We start from the raw sequence: 13,451 nt of genomic DNA, 5'->3' as shown, positions 1-13,451 counted from the left end.
CGCCGGCTAGGTGCTGACGGCGTCGTGCACCTGATTCCCCCCACGACGTTTAGCGGAATACATTGCGCTGTCCGCGATTTCGATGAGCTCATAGACCAGCCAGGTGGCTTCCGGGCCGGTCAGCCGGTCGAGCTCCGCGCTCGCCGTACCGATGCTGGCCGTGATCTTGGGGACCAGTTCGGCCACCGCGCCGCAGAGTCGCGCGGTCAGCGGTGTGACGTCCGGGGTCGAGGTCGTCAGCGCGACGAGGAACTCCTCGCCGCCGGCCCGACAGACGATCGCGTCGACGGGGGCATGCTCGTGCAGCAGTTTCGCCACCGCCCGCAGGACGCGGTCACCGGTCACGTGACCGTGGGTGTCGTTGACGCGTTTGAAATTGTCGAGATCGACCATGACCAACGCGAGATGGGTGTGTGTCACTGGCGGATTCGCCAGCCGGCGACCGACCGCATCGGTGAAGGCCCGCCGGTTCAGCAAGCCGGTCAGAGGATCTTTTTCGGATCGCTCGACGTACGTCCCTATCGCCTGCGTCATTCCCCAAATACCAAGGGGGACTGTAATATTGAGGAAGACATTGATCCAGAATGCGGCGGCCGCCGTGGCCAGGTTGACCTCATGGGCTAACCGGAATACCGCGGCGCCCGCGGTCCCGAGAGCCACTGCACCGTTGTACAGCAGGAGCTTGGGGCCGTGAAAAAACGCGATGTAGCCGCCGCTGATCGCCATCGCCGTTGCGGCCAGGGCGGCGAGCGCGGCGGTCGGCTGCACCAGACTCCACCCGGCAACGCATGCCGCACCCACCGTCACTCCGGCCTGTGACTGCCGACGGCTGGGCCAGCGCGTCAGCCACAGCACCGTCACCCCGAAGGTGAACGTGGACGCAACCAAGCCCGCCGTCACCTCCACCGCGCTCGGAGCACTCTGGCTCGGCAGGACGGTCAGCGGCACCAACGCCGACGATCCGCAGATAAGTGCCAACCCCAGCCGCGCCAAGCGCAGCATCCGGCACTGACGCAGAAACGCGGTGATCCACTCGTACTGGTCGGGCTGGACCCACCACATCTTGACCCACGACACCGGTCAGCGGGCCTTCGCCCAGGCGTGCGAAACTGATTCGACGATCCGGCGCCCACGGCGACACGTTGGAGTTACTTCCATGGCATCGGCATCCTTCATGACCCGCCCGGACCTGTAGTTTGTCGCGAATGCTACTCCGCCCGCAGAATGGCTAACCCGCCCTGCGCGCCAGATCGATCGCGTACTGGTTGACGAAGGTGCCGGCCGGCGGGTCCCCTTTGCCGCAGGACCCGTCCGATTCACCGGGACGCTTGATCCACAGGTAGGCGTCGGCGTGCGCGCCCGCGGTGGCCGCGGTCGGCGGAGTTCCCAGAGCGCGGCCGCTGGGGTTGCACCAGTTGAGCTCGGCGTCGGGCGCCGGCCCGGCGCCGTTGCGCGAGGTGTCGATCACGTAGTGCGAACCATTCGTGAGCCCCGAAATCGCCTCGCCGTAGCCGATTTCGTCGCCGGTGGTGAAGAAATTCGCCGTATTGACGCTGAAGCCCCGCGCGTGGCCCACGCCGGCCTGGTTGAGCCGGGCGGCCATGTCCTCGGCGCTGTGCCAGCGCAGATGACCAGCATCGACGTAGACGGCCGCGTTCGGATCCTTGGTGAACGTGTCGACGGCGTAGCGGATCAGGTCGTAGCGTTCCTGGCGCGCGTCACCCGACAGGCAATCGGCCATCGCGAGCGCATCGGGTTCGACGACGATCGCCACCCGCTGGGCGCCCACCCCGGACGCGATGCCATCGATCCAGCCGCGGTAATCGTCGGCCGACCCCATACCGCCCGCGGCGAAGCTGCCGCAGTCGCGGTGCGGGATTCCGTACACCGACAGCACCGGGATGGCGCCCGCGGCGTTCGCGTCGCCGACGTATTTTCCGACCGTGGCCGCCGAACCGCCCGGGACGATCCAGTACGCCTGCGGCGTGTTGGCGATGGCGGTCAGCTCGGGACTCGGCGGGTCGGCGGCCAGCGCGGCGCGCATGGCCGCCGAGGCGGGGTTGACGTAGAACGGCGCCCCGGCCAACGGGTTCCCGTCGGCGGCCAACAGCAGTGCAGGCGCGGGTCGGCCCTGCGGCGCGACACCGACGCCGGCCACGGCGGCAACGGTCAGGACGGGTGCGATCCACCGCGCGAGGGCGCGAGCAGCTGAGGACATCACCCCAGGGAAGTTAGCGGGTCGAGGTAAGGGGCGCGAATCGCGGGTGGCGGGCCGACAGATCAAGCGCGGCGGCGCGGGGCCTAGTCGACCGGAGTGACGGGGTTGCTCTGCGGGCGGTCCGAAAAGCTGGGAAGTTGCACCGGCTCGGAGTCACGACTGTTTCGACGCACGACCTCGGGCTCGCTGGGATGTGAAAACAAATCCGGTGACGTCATGGTGCAGGATCCTCAAGCTGGTTGGGCGTCGGTGCAGACCTTGGGCTGGCGACGGAAGCGCGATCGATTCGCGGACTGCTCAGCTACGAACCTCAAGGTTACGGCGGTCGTGGCAATCCGATCGCCTTGCCACCAAGCTACACGAGCTCGGGGGGATGGAGGCCGCGCCGAACGGCTGACGGTGGCGCTCAGCGCCACTACGGGAAACCCTGACGACCAATCAGCCTCTCATCCATGGGCAGCGCAGCAACGCTAGCGTGGCGGGCAGCCGAACCGCCCCGGTGAGTCCGGAGACTTTAATGTGCCCTGGGTTTTGTTGAGTAGCCCGCGCTCAGTTTCAGGCCACGAGTTGGGCGGATTGGTGTAGCAGGTCGAACTCTATCGGAATGCGCATGGCGAGGGCCTAGTGACGCCGTTGGCGGTTGTGGAAGATCCCCAGGTAGTCGAATATGGCATTGGCGAGATCGATCCGCGCCTTCCAGCATTTGCGGTTAAGTAGCTCGGTTTGCATTCTGCCCCAGAATGATTCGATCATCGCATCGTCGTAGCAGTCACCGATCGAACCCTTCGACGCGACCAAACCCTGATCTGTTGGCGCGATCGGTGAAGGCCCAGGAGGGGAACTGTCAGCCGATATGGACCTGGTTTCGATAGACCTTCCCGTTCGCGGCTCGGGGTAAGCGTTCGGTGAATTGGATGCGTAGCGGCGGCTGAGGTTGCGCAGTGCGATCGCGGACTGATGGGTCCAGCCCACGGGTTGTGGGACGTTCGGGCATTGTTGAGGACGCTGATCACGGCCTCGGTGCCCTGGGCGGCCTTGCGCAGGTCGTCGATGTTCGTCGGCGTGCCCTCGACGAGCGTGACATCGGGCGGGACCTGGACGGCGTCGGGGTTGCGTACCAGTGCGCGGACGCGGTGGCCGCGGCTAGTGGCGCAATTGAGTACGTGAATTCCGGTTCGGCCGCTCCCACCGAGAACGAGCAGGTTGGTCATCGGATCACCTCGTCGCGTGCATCGAGCGGCACGCGGCGGCCGAGGGAGATGGCGGAAGCATGTAGGACATGATGGGCTCCAATTGAAGCCCTCTTGCCCACTCAGTCATTACAGCACAAGCTAATTCGGCCCCCTTGTCGCAACATGGCACGACGGGATAGGTGCCGCGTTGGGCAGGCAAGCGGTCCACTTCGTTGACCAGGCTCTCGCCGGTGATAAAGCGCTCGACCATGCCGCCGAGGCATTCGCAGGTGCGCTCATTCAATGATGGAGGCGAGCTTGACGGGCCGGCCGTCAGCGGTGCGTCGAACTGGAAGTCGGCTGCCCATACCCGGCTGGGCGCATCCGCTGTCGGGACGGTGTGCTCGTGGTGGAGGTGCCACGCCGATTGCGGCGTCGTCGTGTGGGAACTCGTAATCAGTCCTCGCGCCAAAGGCGTGGCATTTTCTTGTGGTTGACGAGCCAGCCCTCGCCGCCAGCGTTACGGGGCTTGAAGCTTCCCCGGGCGATCTCCTTGAGCGCAACCTTCTCCAGTTCAGCATCGGCCGATAACCGCTTGAGGGTTGACTTCTCGCGCTCAAAGCCTTTGAGCCGCTCGGCGTCTTGAGTCTTCAGACCGCCGAACTGGTTACGCCAGCGGCGATACGTCGCCTGCGAGACACCCAGCTCACGACAGACCGCTGGGGCGTGCTTGCCCCTGGCCAGCAATCGATCTGACCGGACCCCGTGAACTGGTCCACGGGGTCCGGTCAGGGTCACCGCAGCAGTTGCACACCGCGCGTGCGTTAGATGGATTAGCGAACTTCCTCGACGACAGGGCGAGGAGGGGCCGATTGCGCATGCCACTTCTTAGACCGCAAGAGTGGCAGTGGCCACCAGAACCACTCGCCAAGGATGCCGGCAATGGCGGGGATGACCAAGGTTCAGACGACCAGCGTGTCGATGATGAGGCCCAGACCCCTTGACCCCACACCACCCATCGAGTGGATGACCCCTAGATCCTTGCAGATTGTCGCGAAATCCCTTGATGTGTACTGACGTCCATGGTCCGAGTGGAACGCGGCACCGCCCAGCGAACCCCGCAACGCGGCAGCGGCGCGTAGTGCGTCTGCGACGAGTTCGGTGCGCATGTGATCGGCGATCGCCCACTCCGCCACCCGCCGCGAGCAGCAGTCGATCACCGTGGCCAGGTACAGATTCGAACCGGTGGCCAGTGGCAAGTAGGTGATGTCGCCGACGTACTTGACGTTGATCACCGGCGCCGTGAAGTCCCGCTTGAGCAGATCAGGCACCTTCTGACTGGCCGGATCCGGCTGCGTGGTCTTCACCCTGCGTCGACGGCGGAAGCCGGCGATCCCGGCACCGCGCATCACCCGCGCGACCCGCGACGTATCGTTCCGTGCGTCGAAACTGGCGGTGCGAGTTCGTTCGACATTTGCCGTGCTTAGAAGTCGCGGAGTGCCGCTATCAGGGTTTTAAACTCTGTTGTGTTGTCGTTGATTTCATCGAGCCCGCCCACGGTGCCTGTCCCATTGGCGACGATGACGTGTTGGAGACCGTTGTCGGCGTAACTGTGGACCCGATCAGCGATTTCGGTGGCGTTGCCCATGAAGGTGAATTCCTCGACAAGTTCGAAGGGGATTGTCGGTGCGAGTGCACGAAGTTTTTGCGGATCGAGGTCGTGGTAGATCAGGTCCACCAGGCCCCGGCATCGTCGCCCCGCAGGATGGGTCATTCCATATTTGGTCCATGTCTCGGCGGGGCACATGAGCGCCGAGAGCTTACCGAGGGGATCGCGGTCCATGAGTTCACGGATATGGCTGCGGGATTCGCCGATGATCACCGAGATATGCAATGCGCACTCTGGCATCGGCCGTCCGGCCCGGTCGGCGTGCTCTGCGATCACGTGGCGCTTGTCGCCGTAGCTCGACGCGCTCATCGGCCAGGCTGGAATCCAGCCATCGCCGTACTTCGCGGTCAGGCGCAGCATCCGTGGTCCGTGTCCGGCCACCCAAACCTTCGGCGGGCCGACATCGTCACGTTGTAGGGGCAGACCGACACGTCCGTGCGATGACCCAGCGGGCATGACACCGTGATCGAGCAATGCTCGCATTTCGATCAAGAACTTTTCCAAACGGGCCACGGGGTGGAGAAGTCGTAACCGAATGGGACGAGGTTCTCGGCTTCCCCGGAACCGACTCCGAGGCAGAATCCGCTGCGGCAAAGCTGGTGTAAGGTCAGCGCGGTCCGTACCACGTCGGGCGCGCGCCGCCGGGTTCCGTCGGTGACGCAGACCCCCATCGGCAGGTTTGAGTCATGGCCGAGGGCTGCGATGCAGGCAAACGGGTCATACCAACCGTCCGAATCCGGTGACAGTGAAGCCAACGCCATATCAGGCCACAGGTCAGGATGGGCACAACCAAGTAAGTGGTCGGGCACCCAGAAGGAATCGACGCCGACCTCTTCGGCACCGGCGAGCGCCGCGCGGAAAGACTCGAACGGGTGCATCGGCACCGCTAGCAAGCCAACCTTCATGATCTACTCCCTGCTGTTCTTGGCCGTCCTGACTGCGGGCGCTGGACTTGGCATGGCCTACACGGCGCGCTGATTGGGTCGCGTCCGAAGGTCGGTGTAAATGCGCGGGGCGGTTCGCGACTTCGTCGTCAGCATACGTGGCAGGAGAACTCTGGCGGCAGTCACGCCACGAGGGCATCGTTAAGTTGTTTGGGAGTGATTGGGGCGTAGTAGGTGCGGGTGTGTCAGCAGTTGTGATGTGTTGGCTTCCAAGGGATGTTCACGCCGCCGCGGTGGCGGTGATTTCGTCCCAAACGTGGCAGCGGTCGGCCATCTCGGTTCGCCACTCGGTGGCGCTGAGAAGGTGCCGGTGAGGCTGGAAATGGCCTCGGATATGCCCGAACGCGTACAGGAAGCGTTGAGCTTGTCCTGGTGAGGCGAAGCGTTTCATCACCTTTTCCCGAACCCTGGTCGGTTGATGAGAGTTCTCAGCCCGATTGTTCAGATATTTCGACCGCCGCTGGGTCACCGATGCCATGACATCGCAGTGGATGACCCGATAGCTGCCCAGCTTGTCGGTCACCACCACCCGGGGCACGTCCTGCAAGCCGGTGAGCAGCTTGTGGGAAAACCTCTTGGCCGCGGTCTTGTCCCGGCGTGAGTGCACCAGGATGTCGAGGAGTCGCGCCACCCTGATTTCCTCTGAAACGTCTGTAAGTCTTTACGCGGCTGGCCCGGTGCTGGCTGACAGGATAGGTGTCGCCCTGGAAATACCGGAGGCTCTGAGGTGCGAGACGGGGACGTACGGAATGCTCCCACTATATCGTTGCCGCGATATAGCGGGGGCGATATGCTTTCCTAGTGTCGGATGATGACGATCAGACGTGGCACATCGAGCTGAGCGAGGAGGTGGACGAGTGGTTTCAAGCATTACCCACACGGGCCAAGGCGCAGGCGATTCGGGCGCTGGATCTGCTCGCGGCGCGCGGAAGCTCACTGCGGATGCCGCACAGCCGCAAACTCGACGAGCATTTGTGGGAGTTGCGGTTTCGGTGCGAGATGGTGAACCAGCGCATCACCTACACCGTGGCGCCCGAGCGCCGGGTGATCACGCTGACGGCGTTCCGAAAGCAGCGCGACAACGAGCGCAAGGAAGTGGCGCGTGCGCGCAACGTGCTACGTCGCCGTCAAGGCAAGGGGTAAACGGATGAGCAGCTACACCGACCGGCGCGAGCAGATTCTGAACGACCTTAGCCCCGAGGATCGGGCTGTGTTCGATGAGGCATACGCGACCGCCAGTCTGGCGATGGAGTTAGCCGAGACCGCCTACCGCGCCCGTGAGACCGCGGGGCTCACGCAGGCCGAGCTGGCCCGCAAGATGGGCACCACGCAGTCAGCGATTGCCGCGATCGAATCCGGCGCTCGCACCCCGACTGTTGAATTGCTCGAACGCCTCGCCCGAGCCTGTGGACGGCGACTCACGATCAGCATCGACGCCGCCTGACAACTAACGACACCCGACGGGATTCATCGCAAATATACCGGGCCCACATTCCGCGCGTTAGACCAGAAACATACGGTCAGGAATGCACTTAGGTGTGGCCGGGCGGGCGCCGAAGATTCGCCCGCTTTCGGTGCGTCGACCGAACCTTCTACTCCCGCACCGTCTCGCAATTTCCGACCGAGTGGGCGCAACCGCTGTCGAACCCACGCTCGGCGCACCGACCTCGCCGAGCGGGAGCCCCTACTGAGGCGCATACGCATCTGGCCTGAAGGTACTGCGCCGACAAGAACTGGCACAGTTCCGGAGCGGGACTGCTCAGGATTCAACCGGGTGGCCCATCTACGGCCTACCGCGCGGCTGATCCGCGTACAGAGGTTACGACCTGATGATCGCGGCAACGGCGGCGTTGAGCCTGATCTTCTTGATCATGCTGTTCATCACCCGAAGCCTGGTCGCCGCGATCGTCATCGTGGGCACGGTCGCACTGTCGCTGGGTGCCTCGTTCGGCCCGTCGGCGCTGCTCTGGCAAGGCATCCTCGGCATCCCAGTTGTACTGGATCGTGTTGGCGCTGGCCGTTATTCTGCTGCTGGCGGTGGGATCGGACTACAACCTGTTGCTCATATCCCGGTTCAAAGAAGAAGTTCACGCGGGTATCAATACGGGGATCGTTCGCGCCATCGCCGACAGTGGTTCAGTGGTCACTTCCGCGGGTCTGGTGTTCGCGGCGACCATGGCGTCCTTCGTGTTCGCCGACCTACGGGTGCTCGGCCTGATCGGGACCACCATCACGCTGGGTCTGTTGTTCGACACTTTGATCGTGCGCGCGTTCATGACACCTTCTATCGCCGCGCTGCTCGGGCGCTGGTTCTGGTGGCCGTTGCGGGTGCGGCCCCGCCCGGCCAGCACGATGCTGCGGCCCTACGGACCGCGGCCCGCGGTGCGCCAGCTGCTGCTGTGGGAAGGCGGCGACCTGGCGGTAACCCCCGGCCGCACTGTCGCCCGCAAGGCATAGGAGCTGACAATGGTTTTCGGTTTGTATACCCTGCTCACGCTAATCGCCGCCGCGCTTGGACTTACGCTTGTCGGCTGCGCGTTCGTGTTCATCAGGCGGCTGGATGATCGACGCCCCGCTGCGTTGGGCGAGACACTTGGCGCCCACAAGACGGTGCTGGCTAAACTCCGGAAGCGCGAACCCATGTCGCGGGACGAAATCGATTACGCGCGCGAGATTGTCTCCGATTGCAGCTCCCCGCTCGCCTTTGCGATACCCGCGACCCTTTTCGCGATGGGATGCTGTTATGTGTTCGGCTGCTTGCAGCAGCTGCACGGCGGCACACCATCGTTCGAACGTTCATCGGGGCGCTGCCCGCGATCGGAGCCACCAATATGACCGCACAACTGCTCAGGGTCGCGCAGCTGAAAGGGCTGCTACGGCAAGCAGATACGGCCGCGCATGAGTCTCCCGACGTGTTGACCACGCCGTAGCTGCCAGAACCGGTCCACATCGACCCGGGCTCGGTCAGTGAGTTCCGCGACCTTTAGCTCGGCCAGAAGATCCGCCGGGCAGAGGCGACTCGAATCCGATGCCGTTGCCAGCGGGCCAAAGCGGGAAGAGTTAAGCGGCCGCGCCTGGGAGGTCCGTACGGACGCCGAGCACCGGCTGCCGACGACGGCCATGCCCCCACCCCGCATCCCACGGCCACCGGCCCTTGTCGTCAGCCCACACCAATTGCAGGGCACGGACACGTGGGCCGAAGAGCCCGACCGCGAACTTCAAGTGGACATCCGGATGCTCGACCTCGACCACTTCAACAAGAAATCTGTCCTGATAGTCGATATGCATCGCCGGTGCGAGCACCGTATTGTCTTCGAGAATCGAGTGAGCAATGGAATTGAGCACGCGACAGCTCGTTTCGGCGGGCAGACCCGTTATCAACAGTTCGGGTAGCCCCCGACTGTGTAACCCGACCGTGTACGCGAAGGGTCGTTTATCGCTCTCGACGTACTGAACCGCCCAACGGTGATCGCGGATCGTTGCGCGCAGTACGTCCAGGTAATCCTCGGTTGTGCCGCTTGGATTGTCGCATTGCCAGCACATCGCAGCTGCCTTTCGTAGTGGTTGCTTGTCAGCATGCACGCACCCTCCGACAAGTTCCCGAACGGAGTTACTGCCGACACCACTGCATAGGCTCTGAGCGAGTACAGCTTGAACCTCCACCTGGCGCGGCCACGTTCGTCGTGGCCACCTTCTGCATGATCGCGGCTCAAGGCGCCGTAGAAAGTCAAATGATCAACGCTCGCCGCTCACCGCGCCATGTTGGCGAAGCGCGACAGGTGCAACTGGTGGGCGACAGTGACCGTCTTGGTCGGGCCGTTGCGGTGCTTGGCGAGAATGAAGTCGGCCTCTCCCCCGCGCGGGTCGTCGCGCTCGAAGGCGTCCGGCCGGTTCAGCAGTATGACCATGTCGGCGTCCTGCTCCAGCGATCCCGACTCACGCAGGTCGGACAGCATCGGCTTCTTGTCGGTGCGCTGCTCGGGGCCGCGGTTCAGCTGGCTGATCGCAACGACGGGCACCTCGAGTTCCTTGGCCAACAGCTTGAGCTGCCTTGAGAATTCGGAAACCTCGAGTTGCCGCGACTCGACCTTTTTGCCGGACGACATCAGCTGCAGGTAGTCGACCACGACCAGGCGTAGGTCGGCCTTTTGCTTGAGCCGGCGCGCTTTGGCGCGGATCTCCATCATCGTCAGGTTCGGCGAGTCGTCGATGTACAACGGCGCCTCGCTGATCTCGCTCATCCGTCGCGCCAGCCGCGTCCAGTCGTCGTCGTTCATCCGACCCGAACGCATATCGGCCAGTTTGATTTTCGCCTCGGCCGACAGCAGCCGCATGACGATCTCGGACTTGCTCATCTCCAGTGAGAAGATGACGCTGGCCATCCGGTGCTTGATGGAGCAGGACCGCAAAAAGTCCAATCCCAGTGTCGATTTGCCCACGCCAGGACGCGCCGCCACGATGATCATCTGCCCGGCGTGCAGGCCGTTGGTGACCTCGTCAAGTTCGGTGAAGCCCGTCGGCACGCCGCGCGCGACGCCGCCATTGGAGGCGATGGCATCGATCTCGTCCATGGTCGGCTGCAGCAGGTCCTCCAGCGGGACGAAGTCCTCCGAGGTCCGCCGCTCGGCGACCTCGTAGATCTCCGCCTGCGCGCGGTCCACGACCTCGGCGACGTCGGCCCCCTCGGCGCCCGCGTAGCCGTACTGCACGACCCGCGTACCGGCCTCCACGAGCCGGCGCAGCAGCGCCTTCTCGGCCACGATGCCGGCGTAGTAGCCGGCGTTGGCCGCCGTCGGCACCGTCGAAATCAGCGTGTGCAGATACGGGGCGCCGCCGATCCGGCGCAGCAGGTTCCGGCGGTCGAGCTCGGCGGCGACCGTCACCGCGTCGGCCGGCTCCCCGCGCCCGTACAAGTCCAGGATCGCGTCGTAGACGTTCTGATGGGCGGGCCGATAGAAGTCGCTGGGCCGCAGCCGCTCCAGCACGTCGGCGATGGCGTCCTTGCTCAGCAGCATCCCGCCCAGCACCGACTGTTCGGCCGCGAGATCCTGCGGCGGTTGACGCCCGAAATCCTCGCTCGGCGGCGAGGCGTCCATGCCCGGCGCTAGGTCGTCGACGACCGCCATGGGCTCTCACCTCCCTCTGCTACACATACCCGAACATACATTCGATCACCGACATTTCGAGCGTAAGTCAAGGCACGTCACCCCCCACTCATGACACCCATGAGCGTCGCGCCGGGACGACCGTAAACGTTGCTGGCCGGTAGGTAAAAGGGCCGCTGTTCATAACACTGTGCATGGCGTGTGCATATCCATCGACACCTGTGTTGAGTGGGGTGTGGAGAACCTGTGGATCAATCCGCGGCGCTGCGACATCCTTGCTGATAAGGGTCGTACACCGGTGCACATTTGGTGTGGAAGGAAATCTCTTCGGCGTGTCGAGCCAGGTTACTGCGTCGGGCGTGTTGGCTTTCAGTCAGATTTTCACCGCGTTACGGGGTGGTTAAGGACCACCTTCATCGACCCGGTCGAAATAGTTCGCCAGCTCAGGCGCCGGACGGCCACGCACAGCCGCCACTGGGCGAGCGCATAGCGACGAACGAATTCCGGCGCCACCAATCGTGTGGTGGCGCCGGAAAGGAGCAAACGGTGCGGAGTTAGCTGTCCGCGACGACCTGGAGCGAGACCTCGACGTTGACGTCCGGGTGCAGGTGCACGGACACGGCGTGCGTGCCCACGGCCTTGATGTGCGACTTGGGCAGCCGGACGATCCGCTTGTCGAGGTTCGGCCCGCCGGCCTTCTTGATGGCGCTCACAACGTCGCCCGCGGTCACGGAGCCGAATAATTTGCCGGAGTCGGCGGCGGTTTTCACCGGCAGCGAGACCGGGCCCAGCGCCTGGATGGCGGTCTTGATCTCGTTGGCGTGCTCGAGGTCGCGCACCGCCTTCGTTTCCCGCGCCCGGCGGATTTCGTCGGCCTGCCGCTGGGCGCCGCGCGAGGCGACGATCGCCAGGCCGCGCGGCAGCAGGAAGTTGCGGCCGTAGCCGTCCTTGACCTCGACCGTGTCGCCGACGCCACCGAGGTGGTCGACGTCAGCCGTCAGAATCAGCTTCATCTTTTCGTACTTTCGTTGACAGCTCGGCGGTTATCGCGCCGAGGAGGTGAAGGGCAGCAGCGCCACCTCGCGGGCGTTCTTCACCGCGATCGCGATGTCGCGCTGGTGCTGGACGCAGTTGCCGGTCACGCGGCGTGCCCGGATCTTGCCGCGCTCGCTGATGTAGGTGCGCAGCAGCGTCGTGTCCTTGTAGTCGATGTTCTGCCCCTTCTTCGAGCAGAACACACATTTGCGCGCCTTGATCGGCTTTTCGGGCGCCGGGCGCCGCTTCGTGGACTTGGCCATCTGTAGTTTCTTTCTGTTTTTAGATCTGTGAAGTTAAAGGTTCAGAAGGGCGGTTCTTCGTCGCCGCCGCCGAAGGAGCCCGAGGCCGGGGCACTGCCCCACGGGTCGTCCGCCGGGCCGCTGGTCGCCTGCGCGGCCGCCGCCGGGCGGGAGCCCCCGCCACCGACGCCGAAGCCACCGCCGCCACCGCCGCTGCGGCTGGCCTTGTTCACCTTCGCGGTGGCGTACCGCAGCGAGGGCCCGATCTCGTCGACCTCAACCTCGACCACCGTGCGCTTCTCGCCCTCGCGGGTCTCGAAGGACCGCTGCTTGAGGCGCCCGGTGACGATCACCCGGGAGCCGCGGGTCAGGCTCTCGGCGACGTTCTCGGCCGCCTCACGCCAGATGTTGCATCGCAGGAACAGCGCCTCGCCGTCCTTCCACTCCCCGCTCTGCCGGTCATAGATCCGGGGGGTGGACGCCACGGTGAAGTTGGCGACGGCAGCACCCGACGGCGTGAACCGCAGCTCGGGGTCCGCGGTCAGGTTTCCGACGACCGTGATAGTGGTGTCACCAGCCACTGTGTCCTCCTGGGTGCGTCCTGGTTCTCGTGGTTTTGCTGAGCCTACGCAGCCGAACCGACCGCCGGAACTCAGTGCTTGTCGGTGCGCATCACTTTGGTGCGCAGTACCGACTCGTTGAGGCTCAGCTGACGGTCGAGCTCGGACACCGTCGCCGGCTCCGCCTTCAGGTCGACCACGACGTAGATGCCCTCGGCATGCTTGGCGATCTCGTAGGCAAGACGCCGCTTGCCCCAGATGTCGACCTTGTTCACGCTGCCACCGTCCTTGCGGACGACGTTAAGGAACGTTTCCAACGACGGAGCAACAGTTCGCTCGTCGAGTGTGGGGTCAAGAATGACCATGATTTCGTATGGACGCATGGAAACCTCACCACCTCCTCTGGTCTAAACGGCCACGGTCGTTCCGTGGCAGGAGAGTCGCCTGCGTCGGCAACCGCCCCAGGGTACCGGAACAGGTGCTGACCGGCGAAATCCATGCCTGGC

11 protein-coding genes and 7 pseudogenes are annotated in these 13,451 nt (G+C 64.4%); 4 read left to right on the top strand and 14 right to left on the bottom strand.

Features of this window, described 5'->3' with window-relative positions:
* Nucleotides 1-6: 6 nt before the first annotated feature.
* The 8 genes and pseudogenes from MSG_RS00465 to MSG_RS00425 form a co-directional block, all read right to left on the bottom strand.
* On the bottom strand, nt 7-1,077 hold the full coding sequence (locus tag MSG_RS00465) for a GGDEF domain-containing protein (RefSeq protein ID WP_096436151.1): 1,071 nt from the start codon (nt 1,075-1,077) through the stop codon (nt 7-9).
* 151 nt (nt 1,078-1,228) lie between these two features.
* Nucleotides 1,229-2,221, bottom strand: coding sequence for a glycoside hydrolase family 6 protein (locus tag MSG_RS00460; protein ID WP_096436149.1), 993 nt, complete (start codon nt 2,219-2,221; stop codon nt 1,229-1,231).
* Nucleotides 2,222-2,842: 621 nt separating this feature from the next.
* Nucleotides 2,843-3,062 (bottom strand): annotated as a pseudogene (locus MSG_RS26055) (IS3 family transposase); the annotation flags it as partial.
* Between the two features lie 136 nt (nt 3,063-3,198).
* Nucleotides 3,199-3,429: pseudogene (locus tag MSG_RS26050) on the bottom strand (NAD(P)H-binding protein); the annotation flags it as partial.
* Between the two features lie 88 nt (nt 3,430-3,517).
* Nucleotides 3,518-4,188: pseudogene (locus tag MSG_RS25390) on the bottom strand (transposase); the annotation flags it as partial.
* Between the two features lie 203 nt (nt 4,189-4,391).
* Nucleotides 4,392-4,892: pseudogene (locus tag MSG_RS00440) on the bottom strand (DDE-type integrase/transposase/recombinase); the annotation flags it as partial.
* A pseudogene (locus MSG_RS00435) lies at nt 4,874-5,937 on the bottom strand (LLM class flavin-dependent oxidoreductase). The pseudogenes MSG_RS00435 and MSG_RS00440, both read right to left, overlap by 19 nt.
* A 286-nt stretch (nt 5,938-6,223) precedes the next feature.
* Nucleotides 6,224-6,625 (bottom strand): annotated as a pseudogene (locus MSG_RS00425) (DDE-type integrase/transposase/recombinase); the annotation flags it as partial.
* Nucleotides 6,626-6,804: 179 nt separating this feature from the next.
* On the opposite strand from MSG_RS00425, the gene MSG_RS00420 reads away from it, so the two are divergent.
* The 4 genes and pseudogenes from MSG_RS00420 to MSG_RS00405 all read left to right on the top strand — a co-directional run bounded on the left by MSG_RS00420 (nt 6,805) and on the right by MSG_RS00405 (nt 8,838).
* A complete protein-coding gene (locus tag MSG_RS00420) occupies nt 6,805-7,146 on the top strand; it encodes a type II toxin-antitoxin system RelE/ParE family toxin (RefSeq protein ID WP_096436136.1) in 342 nt (113 codons plus the stop codon).
* A 4-nt stretch (nt 7,147-7,150) separates the two neighbouring features.
* Nucleotides 7,151-7,447, top strand: a complete 297-nt coding sequence (locus MSG_RS00415) for a helix-turn-helix domain-containing protein (protein ID WP_096436134.1) — start codon at nt 7,151-7,153, stop codon at nt 7,445-7,447.
* Nucleotides 7,448-7,823: 376 nt separating this feature from the next.
* Nucleotides 7,824-8,460 (top strand): annotated as a pseudogene (locus MSG_RS00410) (MMPL family transporter); the annotation flags it as partial.
* Nucleotides 8,461-8,469: 9 nt separating this feature from the next.
* A complete protein-coding gene (locus MSG_RS00405) occupies nt 8,470-8,838 on the top strand; it encodes a hypothetical protein (RefSeq protein WP_232011128.1) in 369 nt (122 codons plus the stop codon).
* A 225-nt stretch (nt 8,839-9,063) separates the two neighbouring features.
* Here the strand turns inward: MSG_RS00405 and MSG_RS00400 are convergent, their stop codons facing one another.
* The 6 genes from MSG_RS00400 to rpsF all read right to left on the bottom strand — a co-directional run bounded on the left by MSG_RS00400 (nt 9,064) and on the right by rpsF (nt 13,328).
* On the bottom strand, nt 9,064-9,585 hold the full coding sequence (locus MSG_RS00400) for a DUF4262 domain-containing protein (protein WP_308737770.1): 522 nt from the start codon (nt 9,583-9,585) through the stop codon (nt 9,064-9,066).
* 167 nt (nt 9,586-9,752) lie between these two features.
* Complete coding sequence (dnaB, locus tag MSG_RS00395; RefSeq protein ID WP_096436130.1) at nt 9,753-11,129, bottom strand: replicative DNA helicase; 1,377 nt, start codon at nt 11,127-11,129, stop codon at nt 9,753-9,755.
* A 533-nt stretch (nt 11,130-11,662) separates the two neighbouring features.
* The gene (gene rplI, locus MSG_RS00390; protein WP_096436128.1) at nt 11,663-12,121 is read right to left on the bottom strand and encodes a 50S ribosomal protein L9; all 459 of its coding nucleotides are present in this window, start codon (nt 12,119-12,121) and stop codon (nt 11,663-11,665) included.
* A 30-nt stretch (nt 12,122-12,151) separates the two neighbouring features.
* On the bottom strand, nt 12,152-12,406 hold the full coding sequence (rpsR, locus tag MSG_RS00385; RefSeq protein WP_096436126.1) for a 30S ribosomal protein S18: 255 nt from the start codon (nt 12,404-12,406) through the stop codon (nt 12,152-12,154).
* A gap of 41 nt (nt 12,407-12,447) precedes the next feature.
* Nucleotides 12,448-12,966 carry a single-stranded DNA-binding protein gene (locus MSG_RS00380; protein ID WP_096436124.1) on the bottom strand — a complete coding sequence of 173 codons (519 nt, stop codon included), beginning with the start codon at nt 12,964-12,966 and terminating at the stop codon, nt 12,448-12,450.
* Between the two features lie 71 nt (nt 12,967-13,037).
* Nucleotides 13,038-13,328: a 30S ribosomal protein S6 gene (gene rpsF, locus MSG_RS00375; protein WP_096436122.1), complete on the bottom strand. Its 291-nt coding sequence runs from the start codon at nt 13,326-13,328 to the stop codon at nt 13,038-13,040.
* Nucleotides 13,329-13,451 lie beyond the last annotated feature (123 nt).

The sequence above is a fragment of the Mycobacterium shigaense genome, assembly GCF_002356315.1.
GTDB lineage: Bacteria > Actinomycetota > Actinomycetes > Mycobacteriales > Mycobacteriaceae > Mycobacterium > Mycobacterium shigaense.
This window is presented reverse-complemented; position numbering and strand designations above follow the sequence as displayed.

Excerpts from the sequence above, each read along its gene's own strand:
- MSG_RS00415 (WP_096436134.1), top strand. The coding sequence starts at position 7,151 with ATGAGCAGCTACACCGACCGGCGCGAGCAGATTCTGAACGACCTTAGC.
- MSG_RS00405 (WP_232011128.1), top strand. The coding sequence starts at position 8,470 with ATGGTTTTCGGTTTGTATACCCTGCTCACGCTAATCGCCGCCGCGCTT.
- dnaB (WP_096436130.1), bottom strand. The coding sequence starts at position 11,129 with ATGGCGGTCGTCGACGACCTAGCGCCGGGCATGGACGCCTCGCCGCCG.
- rplI (WP_096436128.1), bottom strand. The coding sequence starts at position 12,121 with ATGAAGCTGATTCTGACGGCTGACGTCGACCACCTCGGTGGCGTCGGC.
- rpsR (WP_096436126.1), bottom strand. The coding sequence starts at position 12,406 with ATGGCCAAGTCCACGAAGCGGCGCCCGGCGCCCGAAAAGCCGATCAAG.
- rpsF (WP_096436122.1), bottom strand. The coding sequence starts at position 13,328 with ATGCGTCCATACGAAATCATGGTCATTCTTGACCCCACACTCGACGAG.